This window comes from Pauljensenia sp. UMB3104 (assembly GCF_030217285.1).
Taxonomy (GTDB): Bacteria; Actinomycetota; Actinomycetes; order Actinomycetales; family Actinomycetaceae; genus Pauljensenia.
Window position 1 is genome coordinate 1 of sequence record NZ_JASONN010000204.1, and the last position, 298, is coordinate 298.

General features: G+C 57.4%; 1 protein-coding gene. It reads left to right on the forward strand.

All coding sequences use genetic code 11. From position 1 onward, the window contains the following. On the forward strand, positions 1–298 hold a 298-nt coding region (locus tag QP415_RS11385), incomplete at both ends, for a hypothetical protein (protein WP_285100143.1).

A 298-nucleotide genomic window follows, 5' to 3' on the forward strand; every position in this document is an offset into this window, starting at 1 on the left:
GCGGGGCACCCCGACCTGACTATCCCACGACAAGAACACGTCACAGCTGATCTGAGCGACCCCGAAAATGCCGCCACCAAGTGCGGTGTCCTTGCTAGCCAGGCGGTCGCGCACATCATCCACGAGCAGGCTAGTGCCGAGGCCTACCTTTCCGAAGGGTCCGATAGCCCCGGCCCCACCCTGGTAAATCGTGTCTTTTTCATGCCTGATAGTGATGGAAATATTCGTTGCGCTAAATGGGCTCTCATTGGTAAGGACGAGAAGACCGGCGTCATGGTCAATCTGAATTGCCCAGGAG